Below are 16,046 nucleotides of genomic sequence, written 5' to 3' on the forward strand. Positions count from 1 at the left end.
TGGTAATGCTTCGTTTTGGCAGAGTAAAACATCTTGATGTCATCAATGCATCTTCAACCTTTTTAATGGTTCGATTCACATTACTTTCAGCGATATGGTAATTTGCCGCCAATTCCAGTTGAGTACTGTAGTTCCGTAAGTAATTGAGCGTTAATAACAACTGATCCTCTATAGCTAAAGTATGAGGACGACCTGATTTCTTTTTGAGTGATTCTGCTTTTTCTAAAACCTCTACCATTTCGGTAAAAACTGGTCGAGGTACGCCAACCAAGCGTTTAAATTCAGAATCTGAAAAACGGTTTAAGTTCTGATATCTCATGAAACTTAGATTGAGGTGGTTTTGACTTTCGCAAGAGGTCTAATAAGTATTCTCATTATTGTCTAATATTATTAAACTTCTTTCATAAATCAAAAAACAATCTTCGTTCTGATCCTTAGTTCAAAGCGATACATTGGGGTATCTCATTGTCAACTTTTTATTTAATGGTTAAGCAATTGAAAATGCATATTTCATCTAAAAGTAGACCATCCAAATGAAATTCTTCTCTTCCTGAGCTATTAGCAGGAATACTGAATGCTATTCTTGTTGCGAAAAGTTGTGGTATTTCTATAAAGCTACAGCCCTGAAATTTCACGGCTGTAGCTTTATAGTTCTCTGAGTAACGTCACGTGGATTTAATAGGTTTTATTATACTTTGTTATAAGGAATCTGATTAAATCACCATGATAGAGTTTTGGTACCAGGTTGAAAAATTGCTTCCCCCATATCATCAGGATTCGCATATTTTAAACCTTTGATAAGATCACCATCTTTAACACCATATTGATCCATACACATTTTACAGATAAAGACTTGTCCACCATTGACCATTATATTTTTCAGCATGGCCTGATGCTCTGCATATCTATGTTCGAAGCGGCTAGAAGCAAGCATAACCCCTTGATCGACTAAATATACAGTCAAGGGATGCCCTTTTTGGAATTGATTATTACTCATGCCGATGGCCATCTTTGTACGATGGGCATCATTACTGGTAAGCAATACAAATAATGGATCTTTTGTTGTTTCTGCTACTGCAATCGATAAACTTGAAAAAAACAGCAGAAAAGACAAGCTCAAGTTTTTAATAAATTTCATAGGATTTATACTCTTTTTAAATCAATATAACCTGAATTGTGGATAAGAAATTGGCTTAAAAAAAAGGTGGCTACATACTATTAGGGAGTTACCACACAACCTACGCTTTCAGAAACCATGTTTGATTTTACATATTTCTTCTGCATGATTGATGACTTTTTTCAAAAATCGAAGTAACTTATTGGCAATTTTTAAAATACGATCCTCTCAATTAAAAGTTTCGTAAATCGTGTTTATTGCCATTTAGTATAAATTTTCGTATTTCCATAATCTCAAAGCTTTATTCTTTTCATTAAAGCAAAATCACGGTCAACTCTTTAGATATTTACCTTGTTAACAACGGATAGTTTATCTCATCAGAGCACATCGATTGGCACTGTATGCTTTACATTTTGCCTTGATGAAAGATTATCAGAGCAATTATTATTTTGGATCGATCGACTACGCTGCCTGTATGCAAAAATCAGCGTATTCAACGGTATAAATATCTACCATTGCAACACGCGGTAAAAGCTCAATGGACTAGTTCTTTGGCTGTAAGCTGCATTTAATCATGAGTCAGTCAGGCAAGATTGTCAGTACAGCTTTACCTAATGAACATACAGCAGACATTAAAATGATTGAGCATTTGGTAGAAGGCTTAAAAACAAAATTCTATGCTGTTCGTGGATATATCAAGTCAAGAATTAAAAATCAAATTTGAGGAATCAAGACATTTGGTTCAATTACATATCATCGTAAAAATATAAAAACTATTCGTTTATCCAAAGCAGATGAATACCACTTAAAACAACGCAATAAAAAGAAAATTTATTCAGCTTATTGAAAAAATTAAGCTATTAATCTAAATCTATAGGACTTACGCAGTATTATTTATAGATTCTCTGTGGTAGCAGATGATTTTTATCGAGAATAAAGTCATCAATGAAGTTTTTGATCATTGGTCTAAATAATTTCTTCTGCCAACAATATACATTTTCAAAGATCTGCTCAAACTGGTTCTTTTGTATCTCCACGTAGGCCATCAAGGCTGAAAAAATATGATTCAAAATCAGTTTAGATCGTCTTACTTGAAACTTTTCAATATGACAAACCTGTTTAATCACCCGATGATATTGTTCTATTTTCCAATGACTTGAATGTAATTCATGAAAACCCTCAAAGGACAATAAATCATCTTCATCTTGATGCACAATATAAAACCTCTGCTGTTCTTTTAACTGAGTCTTAAATAATTGTACAAAGCCAAAATCTTTGAGCCAGACCACTTGACCCTGATGGAAATTCGGCAATAAACGCAGTTGAAACCATTGTCCTTTTTCTGGGGAAACCTTACGGTTACAGTCGATACCAAACATAAATCGAATACCATGTTTTCTTATGGTTTTTAGATTTCCAGTCGATGAATACCAACTATCAGCTGTAATGAATTGAATCTTTGCACCCCAACTGAGTACTTCACTTAACATATCCATAAAGTAATCATTCTTGGTTTTACCTTCAGATTTGTCATAAATTCGGAAATTAATTGGAATATTTTGACCATTTTGATCTGTCGCATACAAGGTAATGAGATTAATACCCTTGACGGATCGATGGTGTTTGCCTGACCAAAAATAGCTAACCAAGTCCATATGCTGACTATACGGTTTATCTAAAACAGTATCATCAATACTGAGTATAAGTTGATTATTATCAATATGTTGAATTGCTTCTTGATATAGGTCGTGAGGTGTGTAGTCTTCACGCTCTAGAAAGCGATTTACACTATCATGCGAGATGTTATAAGTCTCGGCAAGTTGTGTGCAGCTAATAGAGTTCGGTTCTGTCATGAGAAAGCCCATATAAATGGGTAGTGTACAAGTTGCTGTAGAAGCATTTTTAATTCGTCTGATCACAGATACTTTATAAAGTATTTTAATACTTTTTTGAATCCGTCAATGCGTAAGTCCTAATCTATCAACTAGATAAAATACTTTAAATTTCTAAGCTTTTAGAAACTACGACCTTCTCCTTTTTCTTCATACGTTATTCCCTCACGAATATGATACAGTCGCTGGAAAGTCGGAATAATTTTATCGTCATGTGTAACAACAATAATTGCTGTTTGAAATTTTTCCGCCATTTCGTGCAACAAACGAATTACAGTCATGGCACGAACGCTGTCTAAAGGTGCCGTTGGCTCATCTGCCAAAATGACAGGTGGCTTATTAATCAAGCCGCGTGCAATAGCTACACGTTGTTGTTCACCACCTGATAATTGCCCAGGCATGGCATGAATACGATGCTGAACATCTAAAGCCGTTAAAATTTCTAAAGCACTTGCACGTGCTATGTTATTAGGAACACCTGCCAGCATAGGTAATAGCGCAACATTATCTAAAACATTCAAAAAAGGAATCAAATAAGGTGTTTGGAACATAAAACCAATTTTGTCACGTCGTAATGCGTTTAAATAGAGGTGGTTCCACTTGTTTGAACAACTAAAAGCGTATTTATAAGTGATATTCTGCTCAGTTAAGCTACCTTATTTTGTTGTGGTAGCTGGTCATAGTAAAACTCATCTGGAGTCATTTTGTCCAGACTCGAATGAGGTCGTTTCAAATTATAAAATTCAAAATATGCGTTTAATTGCTTCTTCGCATCCAAAACATTGCTGTAGGCTTTGAGATAAACCTCCTCATATTTAACGCTCCGCCATAATCGTTCAATCATCACATTATCGACCTATGAGCAGTATACTGCGCAAGTTTACCGTCCATGCTGATTTGGATGTCATTTGATTTTAACACTTCAATAAACGCATCACTGGTAAATTGACTGCCTTGGTCTGTATTCAATATTTCAGGTCGACCATATTTTTCAATAGCTTCATTTAATGTTTCTATACAAAATGCAACCTCCATACTAATCGATACTCTATGCGCAAGCACCTTACGGCTGTACCAATCAATCACAGCACATAAGTAGACAAAGCCTTTTGCCATAGATAGGGATATATGTTATATCCGTAGACCACACTTGATTACTCCGTTGAATATTCAATCCTTTGAGCAGATATGGATATTTACGGTGAGCTTGATTGACCTGACTTAGATTTGGTTTACGATATAACGCATTAATGCCCATTTTTTTCATTAAAGTACGTGTATGACGTCGTCCTATATGATGTCCTTGACGGTTCAATAAATCACGCATCATCCGGCTACCTGCAAAAGGGTATTGCATATGTAATTCATCAATACAGCGCATCAGCTTCAGATCTGATGCACTCACAGGTTTTGGGCGATAGTAATAACAACCACGGGAGACTTTCAGTAGCTTAGCTTGCTTAGATACTGAAATCTGAAGTGAGTCGTCGATTAACTTTTGTGGTTGAAGCGGCCCAGTTTCTTCAACACACCTTCTAAAAAATCAATTTCTAATGCCTGCTCACCGATTTTTGCATGTAGTTTTTTTAGATCAATGGGTGGTTCTGCTGGAGCTTTTGATTGATCGAAGGCTTGCGAGGAAGCCGAAATCAATTGATTTTTCCAGTCGATAATTTGGTTTTGATGAACATCAAATTCAGCACTCAATTCAGCAAGTGTTTTTTCTGCTTTAATCGCAGCAAGTGCTACCTTAGCTTTAAAATCATTTGAATGATTTCTTCTTGGTCTACGTGCCATAAAATACTCCTTATATCGATGTTTATAACATCATTTGGGGAGCAAAATATCACTTATAGGTGTTGTTCAAATTTCCTGATCCACCTCTGAGTTTTGATTTTAATTTAGCCTAATAATTTTTATAATAAAGTAAAAATAAAAAATATCTATATAAGTAGTTGATTTTAATCTGAATTAATTCAGATTAAAATCGTGCATGATTAATTTTGCTTTTAAAAAATAATGATTAAAGTTCAGAAAGTAAAGTATATGGAAGAATTTTTCCTACATTGTAGGGATTTTATTTAAATATCTTTTACTAACCTGAATAGCGGATAAGCAATTGACTTGAAAAAGAGAAGGACTAGAGTTGTACTAGCTCACCTTTTGCGTAGGTGGGGCGAGTATGTCAATTGTTCTGTGGGGTATCGCCGGGTAGCAATAAGGGCATCTGCGATATGTACTTTTTGCCTGGGCAATCTCTAAGGCATCTTTGATAATTTTTACTTCTACAGTTTTACGACCCAGCATTTGCTTAAGCCTCGAAAAAATTGAATTTTCAAATTTAATCAGATCTTAAGAACTTGATTTTACCCTGAGGGAAAATATTTTTGAGGGTAGATCAGTGAGTCAGCAAGTGAGTGTATTACGAAATAAAAAACTATTTATCAGTATTTGCACATTGGTCTTGGTGATTTTAGGAATTTGGTGGGGCAGCAGTTTACTACTAAATAAAAATAAAGCGGAAAAATCAAAGACACAAAATGTAGTCGCCAATGAAACAGAGACAATAGATGTGTCTGGTAATCAGATTTTAATTTCGCCCACACAGATTCAACAAGCAGGTATTCAATTACAAACTTTAGGACAAGCGACAAGAGATGTACAACTCGCCCTGACTTTGCAGGGGCAAGCGCAGTGGTCACCTCAAAGTAAAGTGGTCTTAACGAGTCCTGTAGCGGGTATAGTGCAACAGGTACTAGTGCAACCTTTAGCCGAAGTTGGTCTCCATAGTCCTGTACTGGCTATTCACAGTCCCGATTTAATTCAGATTCAAAATGAAATTTTACAAATTCGTGCACAACTGCAATTAGCCAGCCAAAATTTGGCACGTGAACGCAGTTTATATGCAGAAGGGATTATTGCTGAAAAACGTGTACAGGAAGCCCAGAATGTAGTGCAACGACTGAATATTGATCTGAATGCCAAGCAACGCATGTTGCAGTTTATGGGAGGAAGTAGCAGTCAGGGATTGAATCCCGTGGTGTATGTCAAAAGTCCAGCCAGAGGCAGTGTAGAAAGTTTACAGGTATCTGCAGGTCAATATGTAGAAACTGGTGCAGTACTGGGCCAGTTGGTGAATAGTGATCTACCTTTGCAATTAATGCTGCAAGCCCCTTTAGCGGATAGCAAATATATCCAGATTGGCGATTTGGTCAAAGTTGAGGGGTGTGAAATTACCGGGCAGGTACAACAAATTGCACCAGCACTTTCAGGCAATACGCAATCTCAAAATGTTCTAGTCCAAATGCAGGCCAAGGATAACTGTTTAAAAGTACAACAGTTTGTTAAAGCGAATATTCAAAGCCATAACCCGACAACAAAAACCGCATGGGTAATACCGAGTACTGCCTTAACTTTAAAAGATAACAAGCACTTCATTTTTATCAAGAACCAAAATGGTTTCGTGGCAATGCCTGTGGAACTGGTGGGTGCGAACCAGCAGCAAAGTCATGTGATTGGAAATGCATTAAAACCTGGAATTCAAGTTGCTGTGCGGGGTGTCGAACGTCTAAAAGCCGTTTGGTCAGGTTTCGGTGCAGAGCAGGCACCACCTGCCAGCAGTAGCACTGCGGTGAATTGAGGTTAGGCACATGTTAAAACGTATTATTGCATTTTCACTGAGTCAACGAATCCTAATGCTGTTATTGGGTATGGCAATCAGTGTTGCGGGTTATTTGGCATTTACCAAATTGCCGATTGATGCCTTTCCCGATGTATCAAGCACACAGGTTCAAATTGTGATGAAATCTCCTGGCATGACGCCAGAAGAGGTGGAAAGCCGTATTGTGGTACCGATAGAACAGGAAATGTTGGGAATCCCTCATCAAACTGTACTACGTTCACAATCTAAATATGCTATTGCAATCATTACCCTGGATTTTGCAGAAGGGACAGATCCTTATTGGGCCCGACAACAGGTCAATGAGCGTTTGACTGGAGTCATGTCAGCTTTGCCTGGCAATGCCTCTGGCGGGATTGCGCCTATGACGACGCCATTAGGTGAATCTTTTATGTTCACTTTACATGGTCCTATGAGTGATATGGAAAAACGAACCTTGCTCGATCGGGTCGTCCGTCCACAGCTCAGAAAAATTGAAGGGGTAGCGGATGTCAATGTCCTGGGTGGTTTGGCACGTACCTTTGAAGTGACACCTAACCTGGATGCTCTGGCATCGAGAGGTCTATCTCTTGATCAGTTAAAACAAGCAATTGAATTAAATAATGCAAGTGACGGTGCGGGGCGTCTGAATGAAAATGGAGAATCATTACTGATTCGTAGCGATAGTCGTGTCACCAATTTACAAGAGCTGGGTGAGATTATTGTTTCCAATCATCAGGGGACGCTGGTGCAAGTGAAGGATGTCGCCGATGTTCATACCGGTGCCCTTACCCGTTACGGAGCGGTAACCGAAAATGGTCAGGGTGAAGCTGTTGAAGGGATTGTCCTCACCTTAAAAGGCGCCAATGCACGTCAGGTTGTGCAAAGTGTGCGTGAACATTTGCATGACATTGAGAAAAACTTACCCCCGGGCGTTACGATCAAGCCTTTTTATGACCGTGGTGAACTGGTGAATCGTGCCATTCATACCGTGAGTAAAACCTTGGTCGAGGCGATTGTATTGGTCCTGATTTTATTGCTGTTGTTTTTAGGCAATTTAAGAGCCGCTTTGGTGGTTGCCGCGATTTTACCTTTATCTGCGTTGAGTACTTTCTTAATGATGCGTCAGTTTGGATTAAGTGCCAACCTGATGTCATTGGGTGGTTTAACCATTGCCATTGGTTTGCTGGTCGATGCGGCGGTTGTGGTGGTTGAAAATATCGAAATGCAACTGGCAGATGCACACGAGTCCAAACACCGTTCGTTTTTACCCCCGCTGAATGTCATTTATCGCGCAGTTTGTGAGGTGGCGGTGCCGGTGACTGCAGGAATGATCATTATTATGCTGGTCTTCATTCCGTTAATGACGTTGCAAGGTCTGGAAGGGAAGCTTTTCTCTCCAGTGGCACTGACCATTGTCTTTGCATTGTCGAGCTCACTGATTTTTTCATTAACGATTATTCCGGTGCTGTGTTCCTATTTTTTAAAATCTCAAGCACATCACACGCCGTATATTGTTGCTAAGCTGGAACAGGCATATAGCAAGGTGTTAAATGCAAGTTTGGCCCATCCGAAACGTGTTTATGCTTTGGCCGGAGGTGCTTTGGTGGTTGCTGCACTCATTTTTCCACTCATTGGTAAGTCCTTTATGCCAACCATGGATGAAGGTGACACCATATTGCAGCTGGAAAAAATGCCATCGATCAGCCTGCAAAATTCGATTGCACTTGATCTGGACATTCAAAGAAGAATTCTAAAACAAGTTCCAGAAGTGGCCCGCATTGTGGCAAGAACCGGTTCGGATGAACTGGGCCTTGACCCTATGGGCTTAAATGAAACCGATAGCTTTGTCATTTTGAAACCGCAAGATCAGTGGCAGGGACAAAGTAAGGAGCAGATTTTAGCCAAAATTCGCCATGTATTGGCCGATGTTCCTGGGGTCAATCTCACCTTTAGTCAGCCGATTGAAATGCGGACTTCAGAAATGTTATCGGGTGTACGTGGAGATTTGGCCGTCAAAATTTTTGGTACCGATTTAGATCAGCTGAATCAGCTGTCTAAGCAAATCTCTACCGTTCTACAAGGGATCAAAGGCAGTGAAGATGTCATGACTTTGGAAAATTCTGGGGTGCAATATCAGGAATTACGTATTCGTCGTGATATGGCTGTCCGCAATCAGTTAGATAGTCAGAGCATACAGGCACAACTCAAAATGCTCATTGAAGGGCAGCAGATTAGTTCGATTATTGAACAGGGGCGACCAGTTCCATTGATGATGAAAGGTGATCCACGTCTGGGACAATCCAGTTTTGCCCTCGCGAACATGAATTTACCTGTTGCAAACTCAGCGGCTGTACCGTTGTCCTCTTTAGCAGAAATGGTCAAGACTGAAGGCGTCGTCAAAATTGACAGGGAAAATGCTTCAAGAATGTCCGTTGTCCGTGCCAATGTGCGTGACCGGGATCTGGTTGGTTTTGTCGAGGAAGCAAAACAGCAGGTTGCCCAGAAAGTTAAATTACCGGCCGGCTATTCATTGAAATGGGGTGGACAGTTTGAAAATCAACAACGTGCAGCAGCGCGTCTGATGCTGGTTGTCCCTGCAGCGTTGACCATGATTTTCTTCCTGCTCTTTACAACTTTAGGGTCTGTTCGTCAGGCAGTACTGGTTTTTGTGAATATTCCCTTTGCTTTAATTGGGGGAGTCGTAGCCTTAGCCATTACCGGTGAATATTTATCGGTACCTGCTTCTGTTGGGTTTATTGCATTAATGGGGATTGCCGTACTGAATGGTTTGGTGATGATCGGTTATTTTAACCAGCTCATTTCACGCGGCGTTGCAATTGAAGAAGTGGTTCGTGAGGGGGCGATGCGACGTTTACGTCCAGTAATGATGACTGCAAGTATCGCGGCTTTGGGTTTAATTCCCTTGCTCTTTACCACTGGGCCAGGTGCTGAAATTCAGCGTCCATTGGCGATCGTGGTGATTGGGGGATTAATTTCCTGCACCTTACTGACGCTGATTTTACTTCCTAACTTGTTCAAACAATTTGGTTTAGTGCGAGATACTCATGTCTGAAATGTGCCAACTCTCTATCAACATCTCCAGTGATATTGCGGAAGAATTAATGAGCCATTTATGGCTTATTCCCGAGATTGTGACAGGATGTACCTGTATCCCGGCACAAGGTTTCGGCAGCCGCCAACATTATCGCAACATTCAAGAAAAAATTCGGGGTGCAACTGAGCGTAATTTGATTCTGTTGATTTTACCCCTCGCAACTGTACCTTTAGTTTTAGCCCATATCCAAAAGAAATTTAAATCAAGTGACTGTTTCTATTGGGTATTACCAACCATAACATCGGGTTATGCTGGTCAAGGAGAAGTGAACGAATGAAACCAGAGATAGCGACTCAACCCCGTTTGCTGGGTAAAGCCTTACGTTTACTGGGCTTGGGCTGTTGTGTGATGATGACTTCTGTCGTATCCGCGGAACCCGCTTTGGATCAAGTCTTGCCGCAACTCGATGCGGTCAAACAGAGCTTGTTACAGCATCCAACTGTTCGATCGGCAGTTTCGGACCAGGACTATGCCAATTTTGCAGGACAGGGGCTAAAACTGGGCCATCCCTGGACCGTGCGTGCAGGCATGCAGCTTCGTAACAGCAACGCCCAGGATGGTCAAACAAAGTCCAATAGTTATGAGCCGAGCTTTGGTATTGAAAAGCAGATTCGTTTGCCTGGCAAATACGAGCTGGATCAGGATTTGGCGCAACGAGGGATGAGTATTGCGGAATTAAAATATGAAGATGCCAAACATGAAGTTGCCAAAAATTTGCTAAATCAGTGGTTTGCATATATGCGCAGTGCTTTGCAATTGACGCGTTTAGAGGAACAGCAAGCAAGAATACAGCACTATATGCAAATGACCCAGCAGCGTATTCGTGCTGGAGATGCCCCACGACTGGAACTGATGCTACTTAGCAATGAATCGCGGCAAATCGAAGAGCAATATATGCAGGCTAAAACAGCTTACTATCAAGCACAGCAGTTATTGTCACGTGATTATCAGGGAAATATTCCAGAACACTGGAGCAGTGATGTCATCAAAATTCGACCACTCGAATATACACAGACTGAATGGATACAGCAGGTTTTGTCTGCCAACCATGAGCTTGAGCTGGTTAAAACACAGGCAGCACAGCAAGATGCATTAGTCAAAAGAGAGCAACTCAATCGGGTACCTAATCCTACGGTCGGAGTGGGCTATAGTCGTGAACAGTCTGGCGTTGAAAACTTGATGAGTGTGAGCGTTTCAATTCCACTCGCCAGTCGGCAAGTGCGTATAGCTTCTGGTATGGCCATGGCGGAAGCTCAAAAGGCCAATTTTGAGATCGGACGAGTAGAAAACCGTTTGCGTCAGGAAACGCAATACTGGTTTACGCAGATGGAGTCGGCAACTGTACGGAGTGAGCAGGCTCAACAGAATTTGGCACAGTTACAGCAACAACATGGATTGATGCAAAAAGCATATAAGCTTGGTGAATTGAGTTTAAATGAACTGTTACTTCATTCACAGCAACTGGTTGATGCGCGCGGTCGAATTGATCAAGCCAAAATTGATTATGCAGAAAGCTTGAGTTTACTATTGCTGAATTCGCATCAGTTATGGCCTTTACATGAGGATCATCAGGCAGAGTAAAATAGTAGAGTGCTGATATATCAATGCCTTGTATGATCATTATTCGGTTGGTGTTCTGTCTTTCTTGGGCCAGAGTACCTGCCGCTTTCACAGAAATAAATATAGGCTTATAAGTAGCAGAATGAGAAGGTAGCTCAGACGTGAGAATATTGTTAGTTGAAGACGATGCCTTACTGGCTAAGGCGACAGCACGGGGCTTAGATCATGCAAATTTTGTGGTCGATATCGCCACCACAGCAGAGCAAGCCTATCATTTTTTGGCGAGTTATGATTATCAGTTTATTTTGCTTGATTTAGGTTTGCCAGACCGGAATGGATTGGAAGTTTTAAAGTCACTGCGCCGTAAAAAGAATAAAGTAGGCGTTATTATTCTGACTGCTCAGGATAAAATTCAGGAGCGTATTTCAGGTTTGGATGCAGGAGCAGATGATTTTGTAGTTAAGCCATATGATTTGTATGAAGTCATTGCACGGATTCAAGCGGTATTGCGCCGTATTTCAGGTGAAGTGAGTGATTTGATTCAGATTGGCAATATTGCAGTTAATAAAGCGACCAAACAGGTACTGAGAGATCAAACTGAAGTTGAATTAACTCAGAAAGAATTTCACTTGCTGGAACTCTTTATTCTTAACCGTGGCCGGATTATTTCACGGGAGAGCATAGAAAACTCATTTTATGCCTATGATGCGGATGTAAGCAGCAATGTGATCCAGGTCTATATTCATAATTTACGGCGCAAGCTTGGAAAAAACATTGTCCGTACAGTACAGGGTTTTGGCTATATTATGGATGAAAATTATTGATGGCCAATTTCATCCGCAGTTATTCATTGACCCGGCGTCTCTCATTGATTTTACTGGTTATCACCGCCACTGTCTGGGTGGGTAGTCTAGGCTGTATCTACTGGGGAATGCAGCGCACGGCGAACAATATCTTTGATAAATCACTGGTCGAAACCGCCCATGCTTTACTCTCGACCACTTCAAGTTCACTGGAAGGGCGAATCCCTGACCATACTGTCATCGAGAAAGCTCAAGGTGAGCATTATAATCAGATTATATTTCAGATTTGGCATCGTAATGGCAAGTTGATTTATCGTTCGGTTGGCGTGGACACACACCCCTTTGTTCAGCAAGCCAACTTTGGCTGGATTAAAATTCACAATCAAACCTATCGCAGTTATTCGGTTTGGGACAGCACTCACACTATACAAGTACAAATTGCACAGGTCTGGACCATCCGTCAGGATATCCAGAGAGATATGCTACTATTTTTAATAGTGGTTTCAGCATTTTTTTTACCATTATTGTCCTGGCTGATTTTGCAGACCGTACGTAGCAATTTGTCCACTGTATTCAGTATCAGTCAAAATCTGGAAAAGCAGTCGATTGAACATTTAAAACCCATCAACCCTGTCGTGCCCAAAGAAATCGAACCTTTGGTGAAGTCATTAAATACATTATTGAGTGAAGTTGCAGAAAGCATGCAACGTGAAAAACGTTTTACCTCAAATGCAGCCCATGAGTTACGTACACCTTTGGCGGCGATCCGTTTGCATGCACAAGTTTTGCAGAGTGCACGTTCTACTGAGGAGGCACGAGAAGCAGCAGAGGACATTATCATTGGCATTGATAAGGCCTCACGAATGATCACGCAGTTACTGACCTTGGCCCGGATAGAACCCAATGGTCAACAAATTCAAGGCCCGGTTGATCTGGTTAATATGATTCAAAGTACCCTTGCGATGATGGATTTTCAGCTTCGTCAGGCAAAGATTGACTTACAGCTACAACTGGAGTCAGCCCTGGTCATGGCACAAATGGATCAATTGGAAATTATGCTCCGTAATCTTTTAGAAAATGCCATTATCTATCGTAGCCAGGAACGTCCGTGTCTCATTAAAATTAGTTGTGGCTGTGTTGAAAATTATAGTTTTGTGCAGATTGAGGACAATGGAATCGGTTTGGATGAAGCACAAATACCTCTGATTTTTCAAAGATTTTATCGAGTGAATCAGAACAGTACAGTTATTGGCAGTGGTCTAGGCTTATCGATTGTTAAGCAAATTGTCGATCTATACCACGGAAAAATTGAGTCCCGCCGGGCAGATGCCATTGGCGGTCTGGTGATTAGGATTGAGTTTAAAATCAAAAATAAATAACTGTACTAAGATAGTACCCAAGAGTAATTTTTAAAATTTTAAATTAGGTTGTCACCACTACGTGTGGTGACAGAGGTCAAATAAGCTCGCGATCCTACACTTAGATAAGAGGCTGCAATATGACAGTGAAAATCGGCATAAATTTTATTAAAAAGCATAACTTGATTTTTATGGTGTGTTGAGAATTGGGCCAATAAGACTATTTCGTTTATAGTTTCATCATGGATAGATACATGCTTACAGATGCTCAATGGGCGAAAATGGAACAACTCTGCCTCGGTAAAGTCACAGATTGTATACATAGCGGTACACATACTAAATTAGTTATTGAAGGAATTTGATCATCATGGCGTAAAAGCAGTAATGCTTCCCAAAGCTAACTGTATAAAGTTCAGCGTATATCTGATCATTGTATGTATCAATGGCGATATTTTATCGAAAATTACTTTTTTAAATTGAAAATAATTCAAACGTATAGCCATACTTAGCTATAAAACATACTCAAGTTTTGCTGCCATAATTTATATTTGTGCGAGCGTAATTAACTCTCGTTAATTCTCAATACATCTTGGTAAGATGTATGTTATTTATATAACTCAACAGAATACTAATGTTTGCAGCTTTGCTGATATCCTGCAGAATATTTGAATATGGGTCGACGGTTCAAAAATTTCTTTATCAGGGCTAAAACACGTAGTCTCTATTGCTCAGGTCTTAGAGAGTAGATCGAGCTAAATTAATATAAATATACCTTTAAAATACAAGGAGTCTCAAAAATGGCGAGTTCTAAAAAAGAATCTAAAGCAGTGAAAATTGATATTGGTATCTCTCATAGTGATCGTGCCAAAATCGTGGAAGGGTTATCTAAACTGCTAGCGGATAGTTATACCTTATATTTGATGACCCATAACTTTCATTGGAACGTGACTGGGCCACAATTCAATAGCTTACATAACATGTTTATGACTCAATATACCGAACAATGGAATGCCCTGGATATTATTGCTGAACGAATTCGGGCATTGGGATTTCCTGCGCCAGGAACCTATAAACAATTTGTAAAATTAACTGCCATTAAAGAAGTAGAAGGTGTTCCTAAAGCCGAGGAAATGGTCAGCCTGCTGGTCAATGCACATGAAACTGTTGCACGCACTGCTCGAAGTCTATTTCCCATCGTGGATGAAGTTAATGACCAGCCAACAGCAGATCTGATCACACAAAGACTTGAAGTTCATGAAAAAACAGCCTGGATGTTAAGAAGCCTGTTAGAAGAGTAACGATCTACTGCTATTCAACCGGTAGATATCTCCGCAAGCTTATCAATCAAGCGAACCATCTGTTGCAAAAACAGATGGTTCTCATTTTTTATAAATAAATGAGAGAGTGACTCAGCTCATAATTTAATTGTTAGCTTCACTTTTTGAGCACTTCAATCATAAATTGAATCACGTGGCTTTTGCCCTGATGCAATTGTCCTTCATAACGTTCTACATCTCCGACAAAAAAGTGAACAATATGATCGTCCTGAAATACTTCTAAAATTTCTTGAGGATCATATAGAAAATCAGGATTGCCAGGACCACCGGTTTTATAAGCAAATTGTGCTTTGGAATATACCTCACCAATAAAATGACCGTGATTTTTTAGTGCCTGACGTACACCCTGCAAGGTTTTTAATCGGGTAGCTGGATCGACATGACCAAATACACACAGAATATTGTCATATTGATCTTCTGGCCATTTCACTGTAGTCAAATCGATCTGCCGGGTTTGCAATTCAATCCCTTGTTCTTGTGCGTATACCTGGGCATTTTCAAGAGCAACTTGCGAATAATCCCACGCCTCGGCACTAAATGCTAAATGCTTCTCTCGTGCTGTACGTGCTAAATACAGGATATTACGCCCTTCACCCTCTGCAATAGCCAAGGTACGGCCAGAAATCGCATAACGTTGGCTGATGTCCTGAATAAATACATTTGCTTCTGAGCCATATAAATGTTGTGTTTCCCGATAACGTTTGTCCCATTCTTGATGCATATGGATCATCCTTTTACTCAATAAAATCTAAAAATACCTCATCGATTGTAGCTACCCCAAACACATGTCGCTACAACAACAGGTTTGTCATCTTGCAGCATGATCTAAATTTTTTAATGCCAAACAACATGCACGACTAAAAGAAAATAAGCACAAACCTAAAAAAGCCTAATTCTTTAAATGAGCTGATGGTACAGCGGTTCAATTCCGTCCACTGATGCCAAGATTCAAGCCTAAATCAGATGCCTGTGATGCAATTCGCTTGGTTCAGCTGGATAAATACTGTCGAATTGATGTAAAGAAAACCGACCGACTCCAGCACAGTTGGAAGGTGTCGAATAGGGTTATGTTGCAGATGCAGGCTTTATGCTGCACCTAACATTTTAATGGCGGGAGTCTGCGTTAAAGGCCGCCCTGTGAAACAGAAAGCAAGGGGAATCTATGAGCAAATCAGCTAAAGACTTTTGCTTTTAGCATTCCTG

The 16,046-nt window shown here is 40.1% G+C and carries 12 protein-coding genes and 2 pseudogenes; 8 read left to right on the top strand and 6 right to left on the bottom strand.

The window, feature by feature from the left end; genetic code table 11:
• The coding region (locus tag FTT87_RS12065; RefSeq protein WP_180174926.1) for a transposase family protein at nt 1-319 on the bottom strand (319 nt) is incomplete at its 3' end.
• Between the two features lie 399 nt (nt 320-718).
• On the bottom strand, nt 719-1,138 hold the full coding sequence (locus FTT87_RS12070; protein WP_180044076.1) for a DsrE family protein: 420 nt from the start codon (nt 1,136-1,138) through the stop codon (nt 719-721).
• A gap of 553 nt (nt 1,139-1,691) precedes the next feature.
• Here FTT87_RS12070 and FTT87_RS16255 point away from each other — a divergent pair.
• Nucleotides 1,692-1,841 carry a hypothetical protein gene (locus FTT87_RS16255; RefSeq protein WP_166171441.1) on the top strand — a complete coding sequence of 50 codons (150 nt, stop codon included), beginning with the start codon at nt 1,692-1,694 and terminating at the stop codon, nt 1,839-1,841.
• A gap of 166 nt (nt 1,842-2,007) precedes the next feature.
• On the opposite strand, the gene FTT87_RS12080 is transcribed toward FTT87_RS16255, so the two are convergent.
• The 3 genes and pseudogenes from FTT87_RS12080 to FTT87_RS12090 all read right to left on the bottom strand — a co-directional run bounded on the left by FTT87_RS12080 (nt 2,008) and on the right by FTT87_RS12090 (nt 4,806).
• Nucleotides 2,008-3,036 (bottom strand): transposase, encoded by a 1,029-nt coding sequence (locus FTT87_RS12080; protein ID WP_180174927.1) that lies wholly within the window; start codon nt 3,034-3,036, stop codon nt 2,008-2,010.
• A gap of 95 nt (nt 3,037-3,131) precedes the next feature.
• Nucleotides 3,132-3,593 (bottom strand): annotated as a pseudogene (locus tag FTT87_RS12085) (ABC transporter ATP-binding protein); the annotation flags it as partial.
• A 62-nt stretch (nt 3,594-3,655) separates the two neighbouring features.
• Nucleotides 3,656-4,806 (bottom strand): annotated as a pseudogene (locus tag FTT87_RS12090) (IS3 family transposase).
• Between the two features lie 604 nt (nt 4,807-5,410).
• Here FTT87_RS12090 and FTT87_RS12095 point away from each other — a divergent pair.
• The 7 genes from FTT87_RS12095 to FTT87_RS12125 all read left to right on the top strand — a co-directional run bounded on the left by FTT87_RS12095 (nt 5,411) and on the right by FTT87_RS12125 (nt 14,804).
• Nucleotides 5,411-6,649 (top strand): efflux RND transporter periplasmic adaptor subunit, encoded by a 1,239-nt coding sequence (locus FTT87_RS12095; RefSeq protein WP_180174928.1) that lies wholly within the window; start codon nt 5,411-5,413, stop codon nt 6,647-6,649.
• A 10-nt stretch (nt 6,650-6,659) separates the two neighbouring features.
• Nucleotides 6,660-9,743: an efflux RND transporter permease subunit gene (locus tag FTT87_RS12100; protein ID WP_086194905.1), complete on the top strand. Its 3,084-nt coding sequence runs from the start codon at nt 6,660-6,662 to the stop codon at nt 9,741-9,743.
• Nucleotides 9,736-10,062 carry a DUF3240 family protein gene (locus tag FTT87_RS12105; RefSeq protein WP_016165445.1) on the top strand — a complete coding sequence of 109 codons (327 nt, stop codon included), beginning with the start codon at nt 9,736-9,738 and terminating at the stop codon, nt 10,060-10,062. Before FTT87_RS12100 ends, FTT87_RS12105 begins: the two co-directional genes overlap by 8 nt.
• The gene (locus FTT87_RS12110; RefSeq protein WP_104442406.1) at nt 10,059-11,366 is read left to right on the top strand and encodes a TolC family protein; all 1,308 of its coding nucleotides are present in this window, start codon (nt 10,059-10,061) and stop codon (nt 11,364-11,366) included. Before FTT87_RS12105 ends, FTT87_RS12110 begins: the two co-directional genes overlap by 4 nt.
• 140 nt (nt 11,367-11,506) lie before the next feature.
• The gene (locus tag FTT87_RS12115; RefSeq protein WP_086194903.1) at nt 11,507-12,169 is read left to right on the top strand and encodes a response regulator; all 663 of its coding nucleotides are present in this window, start codon (nt 11,507-11,509) and stop codon (nt 12,167-12,169) included.
• On the top strand, nt 12,169-13,527 hold the full coding sequence (locus FTT87_RS12120; RefSeq protein ID WP_180044455.1) for an ATP-binding protein: 1,359 nt from the start codon (nt 12,169-12,171) through the stop codon (nt 13,525-13,527). The genes FTT87_RS12115 and FTT87_RS12120 overlap by 1 nt, the downstream gene beginning before the upstream one ends.
• 776 nt (nt 13,528-14,303) lie before the next feature.
• A complete protein-coding gene (locus FTT87_RS12125; protein WP_086194901.1) occupies nt 14,304-14,804 on the top strand; it encodes a Dps family protein in 501 nt (166 codons plus the stop codon).
• A 136-nt stretch (nt 14,805-14,940) separates the two neighbouring features.
• Here the strand turns inward: FTT87_RS12125 and FTT87_RS12130 are convergent, their stop codons facing one another.
• Nucleotides 14,941-15,564: a bifunctional 2-polyprenyl-6-hydroxyphenol methylase/3-demethylubiquinol 3-O-methyltransferase UbiG gene (locus FTT87_RS12130; RefSeq protein ID WP_180044453.1), complete on the bottom strand. Its 624-nt coding sequence runs from the start codon at nt 15,562-15,564 to the stop codon at nt 14,941-14,943.
• Between the last annotated feature and the right edge of the window lie 482 nt (nt 15,565-16,046).

Origin of the sequence: Acinetobacter sp. YH01022, from assembly GCF_013420235.1 — a bacterium.
In the GTDB taxonomy this organism is placed as follows: Bacteria; Pseudomonadota; Gammaproteobacteria; order Pseudomonadales; family Moraxellaceae; genus Acinetobacter.